Here is a 16307-nt window from a genome sequence, read left to right as displayed (position 1 = left end):
TTCTTATTTGAAAAGATATATAAAAACAGGAGGGGTTTTTTTGGGACTTATCGTTCAAAAATTTGGTGGTAGTTCTGTGGCTGACGCCGCAAAAGTAATCAATGTTGCAGAGAGGGTTACCGAGACTTATAAGGCGGGAAATCAAGTTATTGTGGTAGTGTCTGCACAGGGCGATACCACAGACGACTTAATCACAAAGGCGAATGAAATAAATCCTGACGCTTCAAAGCGTGAAATGGATGTTTTGCTTTCAAGCGGCGAGCAGATTTCTATAGCTCTTTTGGCGATGGCGATAGAAAAAATAGGATGCCCGGTGGTATCTTTAACCGGCTGGCAGGCAGGGTTTAATACAAACGCCGCGTCGGGAAATGCGCGTATCAACAATATAGATACTGAGCGTATGCAGTCTGAACTTGACAGAAGAAATATTATCGTGGTTGCAGGATTCCAGGGCTTGGATAAATATGATAATATAACGACGCTGGGCCGCGGAGGCAGTGATACTTCCGCTGTTGCTATAGCGGCTGCTATGCGTGCAGATAAATGTGAGATTTATACTGATGTCGACGGGGTCTATACTGCCGATCCGCGTATTTGCAAGGACGCAAAAAAGCTGGATGAAATCACATACGACGAGATGCTTGAACTTGCAAGCCTCGGGGCGAATGTGCTTCATAACAGAAGCGTTGAGATGGCGAAGAAGTATAATGTAAAATTGGAAGTTAAATCTAGTTTTGAGAGAGTGCCGGGCACTCTTGTTAAGGAGGTAGTTAGTGTGGAAAAAATGTTGATTAGGGGAGTAACTCGTGATAACGATGTTGCCAGAATAGCGGTTGTCGGTCTTGAAAACACACCGGGGATTGCTTTCAGAGTATTTTCTCAGCTTGCTCAGGAGAATATAAATGTTGATATGATACTCCAGTCAGTAGGCCGTGAGGGAACAAAGGATATAGCGTTTACGGTTACGCGTGAGAATGAGGCTAAAACGCTGGAAGTTTTGGAAGGGTTAAAGGATATTTTAAATTATAAAGAAGTCAACCACAGGGATGACCTGTCAAAGGTTTCTATTGTCGGTGCCGGAATGGTGAACAACCCCGGGGTTGCTGCAAAAATGTTTGAGGCTCTGTTTGATAATGACATAAATATTCATATGATTTCAACTTCCGAAATAAAGGTTTCGGTTCTGATAAAGCTTGAAAATGCTGAAAAAGCAGTTAAAGTTATACATGATAAATTCAATATTTAAAAAACATACTGGAACGGTTTAAACCGTTCCTTTATACTTTAAAGGTGGTTTTTATGAAAACTGTATTGATTACCGGAGCTTCAAGAGGAATCGGCGCTGAAACCGCACGGGTATTTGCAGAGCACCGAGGCGAATATAGCGTTATAATCAACTATAACAAATCCGCCGGTGAAGCAAAGGCTTTGGCGGAGGAGACGGGCGGTTACCCTATAAAGGCGGATATAAGCGTACCGGAGCAGGTTGAGAGCATGATTGATAAAATAGAAGATAAATTCGGCGGAGTTGATATACTTATCAACAACGCCGGAATTTCAAAGTTTAATTTGTTCACGGATATAACCGAGGAGGAATGGTCGGAGGTTATGGAGGTCAATCTAAACGGTCCGTACAGAGTGACGCGCGGCGTTGTCAGACATATGATAAACAATCATTTTGGCTCAATAATAAATATATCCTCTATGTGGGGAGTAGTGGGCAGTTCGTGCGAGGTGGCATATTCAACGGCCAAATCCGGTCTTATCGGCATGACTAAGGCGCTGGCAAAAGAACTTGGCCCCTCAAATATAAGAGTCAACTGCATAGCGCCGGGGGTTATAGATACTGATATGAACGCAGGGCTTGATGAAAATACTGTCAGAGAATTGATTTCCGAAACCCCGGTGATGAGAATCGGAAAACCCCGTGACGTGGGCGAGCTGGCTTACTTTCTGTCAGGAAGCGGAGCGGAGTTCATAACTGGTCAGGTTATCGGCGTCAACGGCGGGTTTGTGGTTTAGGAGGAACTGAAATGGAATATATAAAAACAATTTTCAGTGAAAGAATCTTAAAGGCTGTAATAAGCAATCCAAAACATAAAGACGGCAAATATAAAAAGATTGAAATAGAGCTGAAAAAAATCGGCGGCACAGAGAAATATCAAATCGCCTGCTACACAGAAAAACAGGTTTTTCACGAGAACGTAGAACCGGATTTGATAACAGGCACCGTTGAGGAGATAATGCGGTCAGAGAGCTTCAGACAGCTCGACGCTTGGGGCGCGGATTTTTTCTATATGCTGAAGGTTTCAAAAAAAGGCAAAGAAAGTCTGATAAAAAAACGGATTGCGAGTAAAACTGACGAAGCCATAACCGGCAACAACAGAAAGAAAAAGTATCTGCTGGAGGAAAACACGTCAATACCGCCGCTGGTTGATTTAGGCGTGTTTACTAAGGACGGACATATCGTTAGCTCTATGTATGATAAATACAGGCAGATAAACCGTTTTGTTGAGATAGCGGACAATGTTGTGGATTCTTTAAAACTCAGCAGTATAAACATACTGGATTTTGGCTGCGGAAAGTCGTATCTCACATTTATATTATATTACTATCTGACTGAGATTAAAAAAATGAAAGTGAGCATAACAGGTCTTGATTTAAAAGCTGATGTAATAGAAAAGTGTAATAAACTGGCTGAAAAGTATCGGTATGACGGACTGAGCTTTGAAATAGGGGATATAAACGGATATAGCGTTAAAACTCCACCGGATATGGTCATTACTCTGCACGCCTGCGATACGGCAACAGATTATGCGCTATATAACGCAGTATCATGGAATGCAAAGGCTATAATATCGGTTCCGTGCTGTCAGCACGAGCTGAACGGGCAGATAGAGACAGAAAACTTTTCTGCGCTCACAGATTACGGTCTGATAAAGGAACGTTTTTCAGCGTTGGCTACCGATGCAATACGGGGAAAAATATTGGAATGGCAGGGCTATAAAGTGCAAATGCTGGAGTTTGTGGATTTTGAGCACTCGCCTAAAAATCTTTTAATAAAAGCTGTAAAGCGCAGCACCTCAAAACATGTGATGGAGACTGCAAAAACAAAAGCCGAAACGCTGATGAAAGAGTTTAATTTCAGCCCCACACTGTATGAATTGTTTCAATCCAAATAATAATCATGTAATTTATATTAATAATAAAAAATTATAAAAGTCAACAGAAAAATTAAAGGTGTTTTTAGTGAACCTTGCAGTGTGTGACAGTGACTGCCTTACAGACGGGTTTACAGACATTGCAGATAAATCAAAACGAATTAAAAAGAATCACATCCACCCTACAGGTGGGGTCACATCTTCCAATGTTTGCTGAAAAACTGACTTTTTAATGGATTGAATCAATATGAGCTCGAAATATCTTTTGTCACGGTAGTACACAAAGTCAACGGGAAAGTTACAGGGCTTTTTTCACCATGAAGCCATGCTTCATGGTGAAATGAGCGGGGTGCGTATACATCACAACTAAGTAATTTATTATATGACACCTAAGTTATTTATTGGCGTTTATAGTTTATATAACATACACTTTTAAACAAAAGTGTAGCCACAATTGACGTTGAAGGCTATAATAAAAGAAGTCACTTTGTATCACACCCGCCAAAGGTGGGGTCACACCTACCGATGTTCGCCGAAGACCAGCTTTTTTGATGTGTTAAATTAATAGGAACTCGGAATATCTTTATTCACGGTAGTACACAAAGTCAACGGGAAAGTTACAGGGCTTTTTCATCTTGAAGCGCAGATTCAAGATGAAATTAGCGGGGGCGAGCGCTTCTTGGAGCCGTTAGGCGACCTAAGCGAGCAAGCACTTTTTCTTTGGTGAAGCGTTTCTTTTTCTTGCCAGAAAAAGAAATGGTTCAAACACCTATTATAAGTAAAATAATAAATATTATATGGGGTCATATACATAGAAAAGCTATATAATGAACACTACGTGTTCAGATGGTAGCTCACCTAACGTGGCGCATAAATGCACAATAAATTACTTAGTTGTGATGTGCAAACTATGTTTGCCGCGTAAGGCGCGCAGTCACGGAAAAATATATTAGTAAAAAAAATTATGATATACTTTTTTAAGAATGTTCACGAGGTGCGTGATTATTGACTCTAACATTTTTATCCGCTTTATTGTTGTAACCGTCTTATAAGACGTGTCCGCCGACATAGACAAAAAGACCCTCCTATGAGCATTCATAGGAGGGTCTTTTATTAATCAATTATCATTGTTTCAGCGTCTTCATCGCCGTAGTCATAGTCGTCGTCGGAAACTTCAGGCGATGATTTGGCAGGTGAAGCCGTTCAGGGATTCGAAGTGGTGGGAACCGAACTGTTTGAAGTTGTAGGAGCCGCACTGCTTGAAGTAGCAGCGCTGGCCGACGCTGAAGCGGACGGCTCCGGCTGAACATAATCTACTTCTTCAAATTTAACAAACTGTTTCGGGTCAAGGAAGTTGTCGTCAAGTTTGATTTCAAAGTGCAGGTGCGGCTGGTCGTTCACTTCAGACACCGCTGAACTTCCGACTTTGCCCAAAACATCGCCCATCTTTATTGCCGCGCCAATAGGCTCAGACGTTGCGTCTTTAAGATTGCAGTATACACTGTCGATTCCGCTGTCGTCATGGTGCAGAATCACGGTTGTGCCGAAAAGACTGTCCTCGTATACCTTTTTTAGAACCCCGTCCTTTATGGCTGTTACAGGCGTATCCTTGTTGGCGGCTATATCAACTCCGGCGTGGGTTCTCCAGTCCTTCATCGTGTCAGAATAGAGCAGTTCAGAGTCAGAAAAATCTTTTATAATTTTTCCGGACACAGGCGGCTGAACCAGTTCTGCTGCTTCGGAATCAGATGTTGTTTCAGCGTCAGGCTTTTCGGTTGCCTTTTGAGTTTGAGAGTTGATTTCGTTTCTGCTCAGCGGCTCGCTTGCGTCATATGGTGTTGTCTGAGCGTTTGCGGGAACGCTGTCATAGTTTGGCGCCGCAGTGCTGTAGGCTGAGCCGGTTTTGGTTTCATTTGGTTTTTTTGCAGTGGTGTGCGGAAGCAGTGAGTTCAGAACCGCATAAATTCCGATTGCCGTAATCCCCAGTAAAAGGATTATGTAAAATCCTTTTCTTCTTGATGAAACGGCCTCTTCCGGCTGCTTTTTCTGCTCATCGCTGGGCGGATCGACTATTATTCTACGGTCATAATTGTCATTTCTCCCTTTGTTTCTGTCATCTCTGTCTTTCGGATTTTTACTCATTTTATCACCTCAGATAAAAGTCTTTCCCAAAACATGAAAAAAATACATGTGTTTATAAAATTTTAGGAGAATTTTTATAAAGTCTTTTATCTAATAATGAAAGATAAGATATGTTAATCTACTGAACAATTTTTAAATTCATAAAGGGTCGAACCTGCAAGATGTATGTAAGCCATAATACACTTTCCTTTAATGTGGAAAGTGAAAACCAGACAAAAAATTAAAGCTGTTTAAATTAAAAATATATAAAAATGTGGTTTGCAAGCCTCGGAAAAGTCTGATATAAAGGGAGTTATAGCAAATTTAACTAAGTATGTACACGCTTCGCGTGATATGTCAGTTCACCGCCTATTGGGGTGTGCAAGCGCATATACTACATCTAGGTAACTTATTAGCGGACGAGTGCCTGCATTATAGTTTTGCAAGTTTAATAAAAAATATATTATATTTCTATCAGGCGCATGCGGGTGTGTTTAACAGTTTCAGAAGGGCGCAATCCTAGGCTTTTATTGATATTTTTGCGGCCAATATCAAATAAAATTTGTGTGTTTATTTTTTTATATGAGTCAAAATTTTAAAAATTGCGCCCTTCTGAAACTGTTAGCTTATAATTGTGTTAATAATGTGCCGTCTGAACGAATAATTATAGTACCGAGCTGGTCGGTGCGTAAGACTGCCGAGCCTATACTTTCAAGATTTTGAAGCACTGTGCTGTCCGGGTGTCCGTATTTATTATTTTTGCCGCAGGAAATTATGGCATATTTAGGAGAGACTTTTTCCAAAAACGCCGTTGTGGAGGAGGTGTCGGAACCATGGTGCCCGACCTTTAAAACATCCGCCTGAACGTCTTCATCCTGCAGTTTTACTTCCGTCTCTTTTTCTGCGTCTCCCATGAACAGGAAAGAGGTATTTTTATAGTCCATTTTTATTACAGCGGAATAATTGTTTAAGTTCTTATATGCTTCTGAGTCAGGAGCCAAAATACCGATTTTTAAGTTTCCGGTGTTTAAAATCTCTGTTCCCGATTCGGCTTTTTCCACTGAAATATTCATATCCAGTATAGTTTGGAGCAGGTTTTCAAACGTTTTTGTATTGGTTGATTTTTTCGGCATATACATATGAATGATGTTCAGGTTTTTAATCACATAGGACATTCCTCCGATATGGTCGGCATGAGGGTGGGTAGCCACGAGGTAATTTATAGTATCATAGCCGAGGTTTTTTATATATGCGGTGATTTCGGGACCGCTGCCCGAATCTCCGGCGTCGATAAGCATTGTTTCATTGTTCGGCAGTTCGATAAACTCACAGTCGCCCTGACCCACATTGATGAAGTGCGCCGTCAGTTGCCCGGCGCCGGGCTTTTTCGCCGTTTGTGCCGAATCTGTTTGTGCCGGCTGTTCCGCTGACGGCGTTATTTCTGTTGATAATATGTATGGTGATGTCAGCGCTGATGTTTCTGTGACTGTTGCCGCAGGGTTTTGGGTTAAGAATATGGCTGCTGAACATGCGGAGAGCAGCAGTATGATTGTTATTATAATTATGTGAAGTTTTTTCACTTTAAATCCCTTCCAAGCTTTTTTTATTTATTATGTTTTTTTATATGATTGTATAATTTAATAAATAAAAATTTTAGCAAACTTTGTCGAAAAGGAGAAATTTTTCTCAAAACTCAATCCATAATATGTAGTTATCATATCATGGATGGTTATAAAAATCAAGTATAAGTTTTATAATTAATATGCAAACTTGAATTAGAGGTGAGCATGTGAAAATTAAACCGTACGATTATGCTCCAGTTGGGGAAAGAGTAAAAAATGCTAGAGTTATGAGAGAACTTACGCAAGAACAAGTGGCAAATTATATTGGCGTTAATAGTAAACATCTTAGCAGTGTTGAACGAGGAGAGCGTGGGTTATCTATTTCTTCGCTAATGGATTTATGTAAATTTTTAGATATAGATGCGGACTACATTTTATTTGGCACTATTACCCGTGACAATAATAACCCGTTTAATAAATTGTTATTGCAGATGACTCCTGAACAAAGCCAGTATGCAGAAGAATTAATAAAAGTGTATGCAAAATCATGCGGTATTTTCATAAAATAAAAATTAGTTTTTATATGTGTATGGAGGTGAGATTGTGAGAATAAGAGAATATGATTATGGGCCAATAGGTACGAGATTACGTAATGCACGTACAATGAAAAAATGTACTCAAGAATATGTAGCGAATAAGTTAGGCGTGAGTAGTCAGCATATTAGTGAAATCGAAAGAGGTTTAAGCGGATTATCAATTCCATCATTAATGGAAATATGTAGGATATTAGATATAGATGCAGATTATATTCTATTTGGTACAGTCACAAGAGATAATCACAATCCACTAAATGAAATATTAGTGAAAATGACACCTGAGCAAAGTAGTCATGCGGAAGAAATAATTAAAGCATATGCGAAATCATTTGGAATAATAAGTTAAAAGATACGTTTGTAAATTACATAACGTATCTTTTTTATTTAAATACTGATAAAAAGTGGTTTTTAGTGAACATCGGAAGGGCGGCTATGCCGCCGCGTTAGGTGAGCTACCATCTGAACACGCAGTGTTCAATATATAAAGAAAATAATTATTATTTTACTTAACTAAAAAAACCATTTATATACTATGTATATGACCCCATATAAAAAAATTTATTATTACATAATAGGGTGTTTGAACCATTTCTTTTTCTGGCAAGAAAAAGAAACGCTTCACCAAAGAAAAAGTGCTTGCTCGCTTAGGTCGCCTGCGGCTCCAAAGGGCGCTCGCCCCCGCTAATTTCTTTTGCGCTCCACGCACAAAAGAAAAAGCCTTGTAACTTTCCCGTTGACTTTGTGAACTACCGTGAATGAAGATTTTCCGAGTTAGTATTATGATAGATTTGAGCAAAAAGTAGGTACTAATTAAAACGAATATAAAAAAATATAGAATAATTATAAAATTTATCAATAGATTAGAAAATAAATAATTAGTTTATATATTGAACACTGCGTGTTCAGATGTTGGCTCACCTAACGCGGCGGCATAGCCGCCCTTCCGATGTTCGCTGAACCCCAGCGTTTTTGACGAATTAAATAAATAGGAAACTCGAAATATCTTTTTTCACGGTAGTTCACAAAGTCAACGGGAAGTTACAGGGCTTTTTTCATCATGAAGCATGGCTTCATGGTGAAATGAGCGTAGTGCGAGCGCCCCTTGGAGCCGCAGGCGACCTAAGCGAGCAAGCACTTTTTCTTTGGTGAAGCGTTTCTTTTTCTTGCGAGAAAAAGAAATGGTTCAAACACCCTATTATGTAATAATAAAATTTTTTATATGGGGTCATATACATAGTATATAATTTAAAATAATATATAATAATATAATTTAACCCTCTTTCGTATTGAAAATATTATTTAAATATGATATAATATATTAAATTCAGGGGGGTATTTAATGAGTGAAAATATTGGATTTGATAACAGAGACCGTTTTATTGAATTAGGTATTACAATTTCCGCAATAAGAAAAATGAAAGGATTATCTCAAGAAGAACTAGCAATAAGAGCAAATATTAGCCGCTCTCATTTAAGTTCTATAGAAGCTCCAAATATCGTGAGGCCTTTCTCATTGGAAGTTTTATATAATATAGCAGATGCGTTGGACGTTAGTGCCGGTGATTTGTTGAATATAAAATTCCCATTTAGTGATGTAAAAAAAGAATCTAAATGATTGAAACAAATACTCTTATTATATTTTAAGAATGAAACCATTTAAACCATTGAAACTAAACCTTGTATATTGTTTTTTATAAAAAATTATGTTTTTTCAAACGTCGGTAGGTGTGACCACACCTGCGAAAGTGGGCGTGAGCCTTAATAACTCTTTATCCGTAACCCTTCAACGTCAATAATTTGAATACTCAAATGCGGCAATGCCGCCGCTTTAGGTGAGCTAACATTTGAACACGCAGCGTTCAATATATCGTTAACAATTATAAATATAAAAATAAAATATTCTTGACAAATAAAGAAAAAGAGAATATAATAAAAGCAGATAAAAGGTAACCGTTAAACGGTTGTCACAAAAACAGATTTTAAATTATATAACTGTCCTGTGTCAGAGGACAGTTATATTGCTTTTATGGATACTATTATAAAAATTATTATAATAGATATAATTACCTTAAGTAAGTATTTCCACATAAGAGACACCTCCCTTCTGCTGTAAGTAACAGCATATGGAGATGACAACCGTCCTACAATTCCCTTTTACCTGCTAAATATAATTATATATGGTATACCGAATAAAGTCAAATTAAAAATTCTTTACATAAATTCACATTACTTAAAAACTATCTTGACAAATTAAGAGAAAGATACTATTATAAAAATAATTTAAAGTAGGCTCTCTTCGACCGACTTAGAGACAGCTCCGCAAGCAAGCTTGCTGATTAAAGATAAAAGGTAACCATTAAACGGTTGTCACAAAATTCGACATTATAATAATATAGCTGCCCTTTGCACGAGGGCGGCTATATTGCTTTTATGACAATATCTAGACAATATACTGCCGTATTATATAAATTAATATCCGTTCTGCATTCTCTCTATCAATATCCGCTCTATCTCAGCATAATCACTCTTATTGCCATCGCTGTAATTATTAAGCCCCGGCGATTTAACTACTCCTCTGTCGGCTTTCTGTCCCTCATATTCCGCCCATTTTTTTATCGCCAGTAAATAATTTTTATACTTGTATCCCTTAAGCTCAATTCCCTCTGACAAAGTTTCTATACGGTCAGACCAATCGTTTGGATAGAATTGTTTAAGCTCTGAAAATTCCTCATCAGATAAAAAAACATTTTTGTATTTTCCATAAACATTTTTATCTGAATTATCTTTTCTTTTATTATTTTCTTTTAAAATAGTTTTGTCTTGTTTTGTTTTGTCTTGTTTATATAATGGTCTACTCCTCTGATTACTACCTTGATTACTTTCTTGCCTGCTATCTGCAATACCGCTTGGACACTTTTCAGCAATGTTATTACTTATTGATTTAAAATCTTCGCAGAATGAATTAATCGTATATCTTGCGGCCTTCCCTTTAAAAGCCTTAAAATCTATAAGCCCCAATTGTTTAAGAACCTCACGGTTTTTGTATATCCCTGATTTTGACAACCCGGTGTGGAGCTCTAAAGTAATAACTGGAACCGTAAACCATTTTTTCCAGCCGCTTTTATTGTCTATATGCATGAGAGCGTACCAAAGCGCAATCTGTCCCGAGGAAAGCCGCTCTCTCAGCAGCAAATCATTAAACCCTTTTATTTCGGTTATATAATTCATATGTATAGCTCCTTTTCATTTTGTTAAGAGCCATTATACAACTAAATTTGTGCCATAACGTGCCGTCATGATTCCATATGAGAACAGGGGTATTTTAGACGCAAAAAAAGCCGGAATATTCCGGCTTACGCTGATTGGTGGAGATGAGGAGAATCGAACTCCTGACCCCCTGCTTGCAAGGCAGGTGCTCTCCCAGCTGAGCTACACCCCCATATTTCAGCAACGACAAATATTATAACACAAAATTTTCAACTTGTAAAGACCTTTTTTAAACTTTTTTATATTACGTAGCTGCTGGTATCTAACAGTCTTTGCTCATCCACCAAATCCTGAAGCGTTGTGTTGTCGACAACACTTTTTATAGCGTCATCAAGTTTTTTCCAAACCATAAGGGTTGCGCACGCGCTTTGCCTCTGACATGTATTAATATCACCGTCTAAGCAGGACACAGGAGCCAGGCTGCCCTCGGTGAGACGCAGGATTTCCCCGACTGTATACTCCGGCGGACGGCGGGTTAGTCTGTATCCGCCGTTTGATCCACGCTCAGATTTAACGAATCCGGCACGGTTCAAAATTGTCATTATTTGCTCAAGGTATTTGCGTGAAATATTTTGACGCTCAGCTATTTCTTTTGTGGAACTCAGTCCGTTTTCACCGTTTATCGCCAAATCTATCATTAGTCTCAAAGCATATCTGCCCTTTGTAGATATTTTCATAACCCAGCACTCCCAAGAATATTATTATATTCTTATATTATATACGTTTACCGGGAAAAATCAAGTCTGTCTACTCATGATTTTCAGACATAAGTTTTTTAAAATAATTTATAGCTTCACATATCCCTTTTATATTTCCTTTATCATTGAGCTTCTCAAAATTGAATCTGCATATATCGCAAATCTTAATATTCCTGCCATTATATTTAGTTTCTGTCAGCTGTTCAGCTTCTCTTCCGCATAAAATACATTTCTTCATAATTTTCACCTGGCTTTGTCAAACTAACTTTTATTTAATTTTGTCCACTATTACAATACCATAGTATTTTTAATTAGTCAAGCGACAATTATATTATAGTATTATAATAATTGACAGGGCGGTGAATTTATGTTGAGCGAAAAAATAAGAGAATTGCGTAAGTCACACAGAATAAGTCAGGTGGAGTTGGCTCAAGTACTCTGTGTTACAAAGCAAAGCGTTTCAAATTGGGAAAATGACAACATACAGCCGTCAATTGATATGCTGATAAAGATAGCCAAGTACTTCTCTGTCTCTACGGATTACCTGTTAGACCTTGATAATAAGCTGACAATTGACGTTTCCGGACTTACTCAGGAACAAATTGCGCATATAAAACTTATAATTTCAGATATAAAAAGCCGGAAAAATTAAAATAATTCTAAAAAAAGTCTTGATTTTTATATTTTATTATGGTATACTAATACGCGTGTCAAATTAAGATTTGCCGGTGTGGTGGAATTGGCAGACGCGCTGGACTCAAAATCCTGTGGTAGTGATACCGTATCGGTTCGACCCCGATCACCGGCACCATGTCGGAGCAAGCAAAGCTTGCTCCGATTTTTGTTTGCGCAAAAATCAATTATCTGCGCGGCTTACACGCAGATTTCATCTGCATTGAGTATTTAAATTATTGCCATTAACTATAATGTTATTATTATGAATGTTTAAATAAAAAGAAATGGTTCAAATACCTATTATAAGTAAAATAATAAATATTATATGGGGTCATATACAAAGTAAAGTTATATAATGAACACTACGTGTTCAGATGACAACTCACCTAACGCGGCGGCATTGCCGCCCTACCGATGTTCGTCGAAGACCAGCTTTTTTGATGAGTTAAACAAAATAGGAACTCGGAATATCTATTTTTACGATAATTTATTAAGTCAACGGGAAAGTTACATGGCTTTTCTCATCAAAAGGCATAGCTTTATGGTGAAATGAGCGGAGTACGTATACATCACAACTAGGTTAATTATTGGCGTTTATAGTTTATATTGCGTTATATGGTTTATATGACATATACTTTTAAACAAAAGTGTAGCCGCAATTGACGTTGAAGGCTATAGCAAAACAAGTAACTTTGATAACACGCGCCTTTCAGCTGCGGTCACAGTCACACCTGCCGATGTTCACTAGAAATACCATTTTTTTATATAATTTATTTATGATATACTTGACATAATACTTTTTTAGTTTGCAGACTTTTTATTGCATAAAAATAGAGCATCAGACTATGATGCTCTATAAAATTTTTCTCTTGATGGTCATTAATTGTCTGACCTTCTATTTTTGTTAACTGTTACAAATAATTGCAAACAGTCCATAAACCTTAAGCAGTATCAATTCTTTTTAGCAGTCATCCTTGAGCGGGAAGTTATAAGCGTCAAGATTTATCTGATGGCATATTATTAAAATTCCCTCAATAAATCCCCAAATACTTCCTACGCCGCAGGTAATCAAAGTTACCACTATCTGTACAACCGCACGGGTAGTAAATCCCAAATAAAAATTGTGTACTCCGATACCGCCGAGGAATATTCCCAAAAGACCCGCTAACAGCCTCGATTTCGGAACATAGTTCATAGGCGGCTGGTATGGCGGCTGGCGATAGTTCTGACCCCCGAAATTATTCTGACCTGCGTTGTTCTGAGCGTCCCCGTTATTGCTTTGTGCACTGCCGTTTATTGGCGTGCCGCAGTTGGTGCAAAAATTTGAATTGTCACTTACTTCTGTTTTGCAGTTAGGACAAACTTTTGCGGACTGACCGTTATCTGCAGCTCCGCATACCGGGCAAACGTTTGCGCCGTCTTCAAATTCCTGACCGCAGTTTTTACATTTTTTCATGTTTTACAGTCCCTTCTATAAGTTTATAAAATTTCTAATTATTCCCCATGTTATAAATACCGCCGCCAAAGTAACAAGCGCGGCGGCAGCGTATTTTGAAAAATTCTTTCCTGTTATATATATGTAAGGCAGATATATCAATATGTATAAAAGAGTGAATACTTCAGGATAAAACATTAAGTTGAATTTTACAGGGGCAAGAAAATCTCCGTTTAACAGCGCCAGCATACCATTTGTATTGCCGCAGCCGGGGCACTTGAACCCGGTCAAATCCCGAAACAGACACCGAAGGCCAAGCTTTCCGTTAAGCAAAAGATATCCGGCGGCAATGCCCAAAACAATCAGAACTAAATACAATAAAACCACTCTTTTTATCCTGACAGCCTTTCCCATAGAATCCACCTCTTACAGTAAGTACATTATACAGCATATGCAAAGTTATTGCAATGCTTTTTTAAAATAATAAAATTTTTGTCAAACAAAGAAAATTATACTTGTGCGGTCTTTATAATAATGATATAATTAAAATATAGACTACTTTGTGAGGTATAGTGATGTTTAAAGGCAAATTGATATACAGAACGGTCGCTTTGTTTATGGCCGTTGTTATACTGCTTATTGCCGCATTCGGCGTTGCGGCAGTTTTTTGTGTTACCCGGAATTATGAAAATTCTTTTATTGCTCATGCGGACTCTGCAATACAGTCAGGACTGCCTGATTCTCTTCAAACTATTCTGAACTCGTCGAAAAGAGAGTTTGTAAAGCAATACGAGATTAAAAAACTGCTGGATTCATACTCTTCTGTTTTAAAGCTGGACGAAAACAGGAAATGTTATATTCTATCCGGCGCCGGAGGAGAAGTGATTGCTCCGTCAGCGCTTATGCAGGAAAAAGTTCAAAAAACTCCAAACCTGACCAATGCGCTTGATAAGCACACAAAGGGAAGCAACAGTAATTTCTCTTCTGATGTTCTTGACTATGCGTACTACATTAAGCCGGTGACTGATACGGCCGATGGTTATATTATATATATCAGGGATAATAAAAACGTATTGCGGGATATTATAAACCAACTGCTGTGGGTCTTGTTATGGACGCTTCTTGCAGGAATAGCTTTGGCAGTTTTGACGGCTGTGTATGTTTCCCGTTCTGTGACCGTGCCTCTGCGGAAGCTTTCCAGGCGCGCCGACAGCTTTGCAAGAGGAATATATGACCTTCCTGCCGAAACAGGGCGCAACGATGAAATAGGTGCGCTTTCTAAGGCGTTTAACCATATGGGCAGTGTAATGAGCAGAACAATAAGCCAGATTGGGGCTGAAAAGCATAAAGTCGACGTTATTTTGGAGCATATCACCAACGGTATAATGGCGTTTGACACTGACCAAAAACTCATACATATCAATCCTGCTGCGGCGGATATGCTTAATATTGATTCTGATTCAGTTTCAGAATTTGACCCGTTTTTTGAAAAACTGAACGCCGGAGTTTGTATGGCGGAGTTTATGTATTTGGATAAATACGCTACCGAAATAAGAGATATAACATATGACGGTAAACACATCCGCATATACTTTGTTCCGTTTAAGATGGACAACGACAAGACCGCCGGAATCGTTTGCGTATTTGAAGACTTTACTGAGCAGTTCAACCTTGAAGTTGCGCGGAGGGAGTTTGTTGCCGAGGTATCTCATGAGCTGAAAACGCCTTTATTTATAATTAAAACCCATACTGAAACACTTTTGAACGGTTACATGGATGATAAAAAAATGGCGAAGAAATTTCTGTCCACAATAGAAACCGAAGCGGATAAAATGACTGCTTTAGTTCGAAATCTTTTGGATTTGTCAAAATTTGACGTACAGAAATTTGAAATGAAAAAACAGGTATTTTCAATCGACCAAATGCTGCGGGGGATAGTAAACAGGTTTGCGCTTGAAGCGGAGATAGAGGATATAGAATTGAAATATCTGCCGGCAAATGAGCTGCCGCAGATGTACGCAGACCCGGAGCAGATAGAGAGGGCTATAGTAAATATAGTATCAAATTCTATTAAATATGGTGAAAAGGGCGGGTATGTGAATGTGGCCGCCGGAAGTATGTATAATGAAGTATATATAAAGGTTGAGGACAACGGTCACGGTATACCAAAAGCGGACTTAGAGCATGTGTTTGACAGATTTTTCAGAGTTGACAGAGCGAGAACAAGAGAAAAGGGCGGCACGGGCCTTGGTCTTTCCATAGCTAAAGAAATAATTGAAAGCCACGGCGGTTCTATAGTCATAGAGAGTGAGTATGGCAAATTCACAAGGGTCACAATTAATCTGCCAACCGCCAATGTGAATTGAGTTGTTTTGCATTTTGGTTTATGGGGTTATATATGTTTTATAAATTATAAAATTATAAAGTAAAATTTTTATATGACCCCATATATTTTATAAATCAGAACACCATGTTTTATACTTACACATATATAATTTAACCAAATATTTATAAATAAATTTGATAAAATTAGAATAATTTACATATTGTAAAATTTTATGGTTTGCTGTATAATATCATATGTTGTTCGCTGAAAAGCGAAGGATATGCACCTTTAGCTCAGCTGGCTAGAGCACCTGACTCTTAATCAGGGTGTCCGGGGTTCGAATCCCCGAAGGTGTACCAAATTTTTAAGAGAATGGGACAAGTCCCCCGATATTGCGGGGCTTGTCCCATTTTTGTTTTTTCATTAAAATGTTTTTTTATAATTTGTCAGACACCTTGTGTATTTT

Annotated in this window: 15 protein-coding genes and 3 tRNA genes; 10 read left to right on the top strand and 8 right to left on the bottom strand. The window is 38.2% G+C overall.

What is annotated here, in order from left to right; genetic code table 11:
- Positions 1-40: 40 nt before the first annotated feature.
- Genes B9O19_RS04805 through B9O19_RS04795 form a run of 3 tightly spaced genes read left to right on the top strand, consistent with a single transcriptional unit; the run spans position 41 to position 3182 of the window.
- Positions 41-1246 (top strand): aspartate kinase, encoded by a 1206-nt coding sequence (locus B9O19_RS04805; protein ID WP_102365348.1) that lies wholly within the window; start codon positions 41-43, stop codon positions 1244-1246.
- A 53-nt stretch (positions 1247-1299) separates the two neighbouring features.
- Positions 1300-2022 (top strand): elongation factor P 5-aminopentanone reductase, encoded by a 723-nt coding sequence (gene ymfI / locus B9O19_RS04800; protein WP_102365347.1) that lies wholly within the window; start codon positions 1300-1302, stop codon positions 2020-2022.
- An 11-nt stretch (positions 2023-2033) separates the two neighbouring features.
- Positions 2034-3182, top strand: a complete 1149-nt coding sequence (locus B9O19_RS04795; protein WP_102365346.1) for a class I SAM-dependent methyltransferase — start codon at positions 2034-2036, stop codon at positions 3180-3182.
- Positions 3183-4364: 1182 nt separating this feature from the next.
- On the opposite strand, the gene B9O19_RS04790 is transcribed toward B9O19_RS04795, so the two are convergent.
- On the bottom strand, positions 4365-5303 hold the full coding sequence (locus tag B9O19_RS04790; protein WP_102365345.1) for a peptidoglycan DD-metalloendopeptidase family protein: 939 nt from the start codon (positions 5301-5303) through the stop codon (positions 4365-4367).
- Positions 5304-5908: 605 nt separating this feature from the next.
- Entirely contained in the window at positions 5909-6862 is a 954-nt protein-coding gene (locus B9O19_RS04785; protein ID WP_158648916.1) for a ComEC/Rec2 family competence protein, read from the bottom strand.
- Between the two features lie 209 nt (positions 6863-7071).
- Here B9O19_RS04785 and B9O19_RS04780 point away from each other — a divergent pair, with 209 nt between their 5' ends.
- The 3 genes from B9O19_RS04780 to B9O19_RS04770 all read left to right on the top strand — a co-directional run bounded on the left by B9O19_RS04780 (position 7072) and on the right by B9O19_RS04770 (position 9055).
- Positions 7072-7413, top strand: coding sequence for a helix-turn-helix domain-containing protein (locus B9O19_RS04780; RefSeq protein ID WP_102365343.1), 342 nt, complete (start codon positions 7072-7074; stop codon positions 7411-7413).
- A gap of 34 nt (positions 7414-7447) precedes the next feature.
- Positions 7448-7786: a helix-turn-helix domain-containing protein gene (locus B9O19_RS04775; RefSeq protein ID WP_102365342.1), complete on the top strand. Its 339-nt coding sequence runs from the start codon at positions 7448-7450 to the stop codon at positions 7784-7786.
- 993 nt (positions 7787-8779) lie between these two features.
- Positions 8780-9055 (top strand): helix-turn-helix domain-containing protein, encoded by a 276-nt coding sequence (locus B9O19_RS04770; RefSeq protein ID WP_102365341.1) that lies wholly within the window; start codon positions 8780-8782, stop codon positions 9053-9055.
- 854 nt (positions 9056-9909) lie between these two features.
- Here the strand turns inward: B9O19_RS04770 and B9O19_RS04765 are convergent.
- The 4 genes from B9O19_RS04765 to B9O19_RS04750 form a co-directional block, all read right to left on the bottom strand.
- Positions 9910-10668 (bottom strand): hypothetical protein, encoded by a 759-nt coding sequence (locus B9O19_RS04765; RefSeq protein ID WP_102365340.1) that lies wholly within the window; start codon positions 10666-10668, stop codon positions 9910-9912.
- Positions 10669-10803: 135 nt separating this feature from the next.
- Positions 10804-10879 (bottom strand) — tRNA-Ala (locus B9O19_RS04760).
- Between the two features lie 67 nt (positions 10880-10946).
- A complete protein-coding gene (locus B9O19_RS04755) occupies positions 10947-11384 on the bottom strand; it encodes an RrF2 family transcriptional regulator (protein WP_102365339.1) in 438 nt (145 codons plus the stop codon).
- A gap of 70 nt (positions 11385-11454) precedes the next feature.
- Positions 11455-11643: a hypothetical protein gene (locus tag B9O19_RS04750; protein WP_102365338.1), complete on the bottom strand. Its 189-nt coding sequence runs from the start codon at positions 11641-11643 to the stop codon at positions 11455-11457.
- A 129-nt stretch (positions 11644-11772) separates the two neighbouring features.
- Here B9O19_RS04750 and B9O19_RS04745 point away from each other — a divergent pair, with 129 nt between their 5' ends.
- Together B9O19_RS04745 and B9O19_RS04740 are read left to right on the top strand one after the other, a co-directional pair.
- Positions 11773-12057, top strand: coding sequence for a helix-turn-helix transcriptional regulator (locus B9O19_RS04745; RefSeq protein ID WP_102365337.1), 285 nt, complete (start codon positions 11773-11775; stop codon positions 12055-12057).
- 72 nt (positions 12058-12129) lie between these two features.
- Positions 12130-12216: transfer RNA gene (locus B9O19_RS04740), tRNA-Leu, on the top strand.
- An 825-nt stretch (positions 12217-13041) separates the two neighbouring features.
- On the opposite strand, the gene B9O19_RS04735 is transcribed toward B9O19_RS04740, so the two are convergent.
- Complete coding sequence (locus B9O19_RS04735) at positions 13042-13536, bottom strand: TM2 domain-containing protein (RefSeq protein ID WP_102365336.1); 495 nt, start codon at positions 13534-13536, stop codon at positions 13042-13044.
- Between the two features lie 15 nt (positions 13537-13551).
- Entirely contained in the window at positions 13552-13929 is a 378-nt protein-coding gene (locus tag B9O19_RS04730; protein WP_102365335.1) for a DUF2752 domain-containing protein, read from the bottom strand.
- 161 nt (positions 13930-14090) lie between these two features.
- On the opposite strand from B9O19_RS04730, the gene B9O19_RS04725 reads away from it, so the two are divergent.
- On the top strand, positions 14091-15881 hold the full coding sequence (locus tag B9O19_RS04725; RefSeq protein WP_102365334.1) for a HAMP domain-containing sensor histidine kinase: 1791 nt from the start codon (positions 14091-14093) through the stop codon (positions 15879-15881).
- A 242-nt stretch (positions 15882-16123) separates the two neighbouring features.
- Positions 16124-16200 (top strand) — tRNA-Lys (locus B9O19_RS04720).
- Positions 16201-16307 lie beyond the last annotated feature (107 nt).

The sequence above is a fragment of the Monoglobus pectinilyticus genome (genome assembly GCF_002874775.1).
Taxonomy (GTDB): Bacteria; Bacillota; Clostridia; order Monoglobales; family Monoglobaceae; genus Monoglobus; species Monoglobus pectinilyticus.
Note: the sequence above shows the minus strand (reverse complement) of the source record. Positions and strands in the feature narration are given on the sequence as shown.